4 protein-coding genes and 3 tRNA genes are annotated in these 3892 nt (G+C 35.1%); 2 read left to right on the forward strand and 5 right to left on the reverse strand.

Annotated features, from left to right (window positions below):
- Positions 1-11 precede the first annotated feature (11 nt).
- The 4 genes from ABFR62_13515 to ABFR62_13530 all read right to left on the reverse strand — a co-directional run bounded on the left by ABFR62_13515 (position 12) and on the right by ABFR62_13530 (position 1639).
- Positions 12-85: transfer RNA gene (locus tag ABFR62_13515), tRNA-Thr, on the reverse strand.
- A 25-nt stretch (positions 86-110) separates the two neighbouring features.
- Positions 111-184: transfer RNA gene (locus ABFR62_13520), tRNA-Thr, on the reverse strand.
- Positions 185-283: 99 nt separating this feature from the next.
- Positions 284-357 (reverse strand) — tRNA-Thr (locus tag ABFR62_13525).
- A gap of 94 nt (positions 358-451) precedes the next feature.
- Entirely contained in the window at positions 452-1639 is a 1188-nt protein-coding gene (locus ABFR62_13530) for an MFS transporter (GenBank protein MEN8139439.1), read from the reverse strand.
- A 91-nt stretch (positions 1640-1730) separates the two neighbouring features.
- On the opposite strand from ABFR62_13530, the gene ABFR62_13535 reads away from it, so the two are divergent.
- On the forward strand, positions 1731-1943 hold the full coding sequence (locus ABFR62_13535; protein ID MEN8139440.1) for a hypothetical protein: 213 nt from the start codon (positions 1731-1733) through the stop codon (positions 1941-1943).
- Positions 1944-2026: 83 nt separating this feature from the next.
- On the opposite strand, the gene ABFR62_13540 is transcribed toward ABFR62_13535, so the two are convergent.
- The gene (locus ABFR62_13540; protein MEN8139441.1) at positions 2027-2959 is read right to left on the reverse strand and encodes a LysR substrate-binding domain-containing protein; all 933 of its coding nucleotides are present in this window, start codon (positions 2957-2959) and stop codon (positions 2027-2029) included.
- A 278-nt stretch (positions 2960-3237) separates the two neighbouring features.
- Here ABFR62_13540 and ABFR62_13545 point away from each other — a divergent pair, with 278 nt between their 5' ends.
- Positions 3238-3858 (forward strand): trimeric intracellular cation channel family protein, encoded by a 621-nt coding sequence (locus tag ABFR62_13545; protein ID MEN8139442.1) that lies wholly within the window; start codon positions 3238-3240, stop codon positions 3856-3858.
- The last annotated feature ends 34 nt before the right edge of the window (positions 3859-3892 follow it).

Consider the following 3892-nt stretch of genomic DNA (forward strand, 5'->3'; position numbering starts at 1 on the left):
TTTTTTTCAAGAGCCGATGGAGGGACTCGAACCCACGACCTGCTGATTACAAATCAGCTGCTCTAGCCAGCTGAGCTACATCGGCAAAAATTAATATGTAAATAAAAAAGAGCCGATGGAGGGACTCGAACCCACGACCTGCTGATTACAAATCAGCTGCTCTAGCCAGCTGAGCTACATCGGCGTAATTTTTTTACTTTACAATAGTATAAATAAGAACTTTTATGTGTTGATGAATTACTTCTGTCAACATAGTACTTTTTTTGCAAAAGGACTCTAAAAGAGCCGATGGAGGGACTCGAACCCACGACCTGCTGATTACAAATCAGCTGCTCTAGCCAGCTGAGCTACATCGGCTTTTGCGGGTGCAAATATAGTACAGTTTTTTGTAGTTCAAAATGTTTTTCAATGAAAAAATATATTTTTTTTGAAACATATAATTCCATCTTTCTTAAAGCCTTGAATTTCTATGTTTTGTCTTGAATTTACTGTAGGAATAAATTAGTGCAAAAAGTGCTGTAATCGCACCTGAAGCAAATGTGAAGCCGAAAAACTCCGGATTGTTAGCATAAATCTTTGCAGATACAAATGCCCCGATTCCAATTCCTACTTCAAGGGCGATGTATATGGTAGCGAAGGCTCTGCCAATTTGTTTTGGATTAGCCAAATCGGCTGTCCATGCAAAAACAGTTGGAGAACTCATTCCTAAACTTATACCATATACGAAAGCCGAAAGGTAGAAAGTTGTTGGGGTTTGAACGAAGGTTAACAGTAGCATTGAAACTATCAATAAAACCATTGAGGCAACAATTACCGGAATCCTGCCGTGAAGATCAGATGCTTTACCGGCAATAAATCTTATAAGGATTGAGCTTAATACAAAAATAGTAAAGTAGATACCTTTGTCGTTTATACCAATACTTTCACTAAGGTCGGGTATAATTGTGAGTATTAAACCAAACGAGAAGGTAGAGAATAAGAATACTATTGCCGGAGCAATAACCCGTGGTTCAAAAAAATCATCTTTGCTGATTTTAAGTAGTTTAAACGAGAATGGTTTTCGCTTTTTATTATCTAATGTTTCTTTAAGGTTGAAAAGTATTATTATCGATAACAGGGCAATTGAACCCGATGAATAAAATAATATGTCATAACCGAATGTCGAAGCTACCTTGGTGCCAATTGTTGGACCTAAAGCCATTCCCAGACTTGTTGCAACTCCTAAAATACCCATTGCTTCACCGCGTCTGTTTTCAGGAACTATATCTGCTATATATGCCGATGTACCTGTTGGTTTAAAACCGGTTGAAAATCCGTGAATCAGTCTCAAAAAAAGAAAGCCTGCTACACTTGTAAAAAGGGGGTATGATATTCCTACAATAAAAGCTACCGATGCACCAAAAATCATTATTGGAACTCTGCCAATGCTATCTGTAAGCTTTCCGCTGAAAGGTCTTGAAAATGCTGCTGTTAAAGTAAATAATGAGATGATATATCCTTTGTATTCAGCTCCTCCCAGAGATGTCAGGTAATTGGGAAGTTCCGGAATAATCATGTTGAAGCTGCTGAAAAACAGTAAAGAGCTGAATGACAGTAGTATAAATTCTTTTGTTAATAACTGGTCGTTTTTTAAGGTCATTATTTATTATAAAAATATTATATTAGCCATGGAATTTTTCCAGGATGAGGTTGATAATTGATTAATCTTATAAATAAATTACCTACTTAATATGGCCAGAGCATTTTTAGATTACACCAAAACAATTCTTAAAAAAGTGAGTTTTAATGCCGATTTATTTCAAACAGAACTTACCAAAGCAATCGCAAGGCTACTGCCTTACGAAGTATTTGAACTAAAACAATGGATTCTCGAACAGTTTAAAGACGAACCGCAGTTGAAACCTTGTTTAGTAAGAGTAAAACAAATACAAAGTAAATTTTAATATCTATTAAATTTCGATATGTTCGGTTAGATCAAAGTTTTTTTGACTTAACCTAACATATCGAAGTTAATTTAGATGATACCTTATAGGGGGCTTATGATCTGAGTATCTTCAGTGAGTATGACCCCTTTTATTATGGCATTAATTGTTTTTGTAAGTGCCTCAATGATCTGAAGTTTCAGTTGACCTTTACCATAAACAATACTTACTTCTCTTGCCGGAAATGGTTTTTCAAATTCCTTTAATTTTTGCTCATCTTCGGGTTTCATTCTCTTTGTGTGCAGGTATGGCAGTAAAGTGTAGCCAAAACCGTCTTTTGTAAGTTGTACCAGTGCGTCAAAACTTCCTGTTTCCAGATTTAGTTTAGATGAATATAATTCCTGATCAGATTTACACAGGTTGATAATGTTATTTCTAAAACAATGACCTTCTTCCAAAAGTAACATTTCAGTTAGTTCCAGGTCTTCTGATTTAAGTCTTTTTCTGTTGCTTAATCTGTGATTATCCGGAAGGTATGCCACAAATGGTTCGTAATATATTGGTTTTTCGAAAATGTCGTCTTCCTCAAGTGGCGTGGCAGCAATACCAACGTCAATAATTCCGTCTCTTAGCTGATCGATAATTTGATGTGTTTGTAACTCTTCAATAGTAAGTTTTACCTCAGGGTATCTTTTCATGAAGGTTTTTAGAAATAGCGGTAAGAGTGTCGGTATTATTGTAGGGATAATTCCAATTTTAAAATCTCCCGTAATCTTTCCTTTTTCCGTATCTACTATATCAGAAATTCGTTTTGATTCATTGACTACAGTTTTTGCCTGCTCAACAATCGATTTTCCAATTTCCGTGACTTTTATCGGCTTTTTTGAACGGTCAAAAATTTTAACACTCAGTTCTTCTTCAAGTTTTTGAATCTGCATACTTAAAGTAGGCTGTGTTACAAAGCATTTCTCAGAAGCCAAAGTGAAGTTTTTATATGTAGCAACTGCTAAAACGTATTCTAATTGAGTTATTGTCATATCGTATATATATAATAGAGTTGATGTTTATTTTGATAAAGTGCAATTATAGTAAAAAGTTTTTAGATAAAAAAAGTCTATCGTGTTTAAGTTTGTAGTTTACCCTGAGCGACGCCGAAGGGAGTCGAAGGGTTAAAAGTTAGTATTGAGAGAAAATCAGAGGGGTCTGAGGTCTTACATCTAATGTCTGGCATCTAAACACAAAATAAATCAGCCTAAGGTTAGTATAATTGATTTTTTTTGGCAAAATTTGAATACTAACTTAAAATTCAATTCAATTGGAAGAGGTTGTTGAAATACTTGATATAATAGGTGTTTTTGTATTTGCTATATCGGGAGCACTAACCGCAATGAGAAAAAAGCTGGACTTGTTTGGTGTATTTATTATTGCTTTTGTAGCTGCTGTAGGTGGCGGGACTTTGCGTGATGCTCTTTTGGGAAGAGTTCCTGTTTTTTGGATGGTATATCCTGTTACAGTTTATGCAATAATGGTAGGCACTTTTGTTGCAATAGTTTTCAGGAAAATGTTAGGTTATTTGAGCAGAACTCTTTCTCTTTTTGATACAATCGGACTTGCAGTATTTACAATTATAGGTATAGAAATTGGAACCCAGTTTAATCTAAATCCTGTAATTATTTTAGCTCTTGGAGTAATGACCGGTTCTTTTGGAGGAGTGATAAGAGATGTTTTGGTAAATGAAATCCCATTAATATTTCACAAAGAGGTATACGCTACTGCATCATTGCTGGGAGGAATGGTTTATATGGGAGGACTTTATTTTAACCTGAACCTAATATGGAATCAGATACTCTCTATTTTTGTGGTAATAATTATCAGATCGTTGGCTGTTCATTATAGTTTGGCTTTACCCGGTATTTACCGAAAGGAAGAGGAGTAAAAACAAGTTCAAAGTCTAAAGTTCAAAGTCTAAA

This window comes from Bacteroidota bacterium (assembly GCA_039714315.1).
Taxonomy (GTDB): Bacteria; Bacteroidota; Bacteroidia; order Flavobacteriales; family JADGDT01; genus JADGDT01.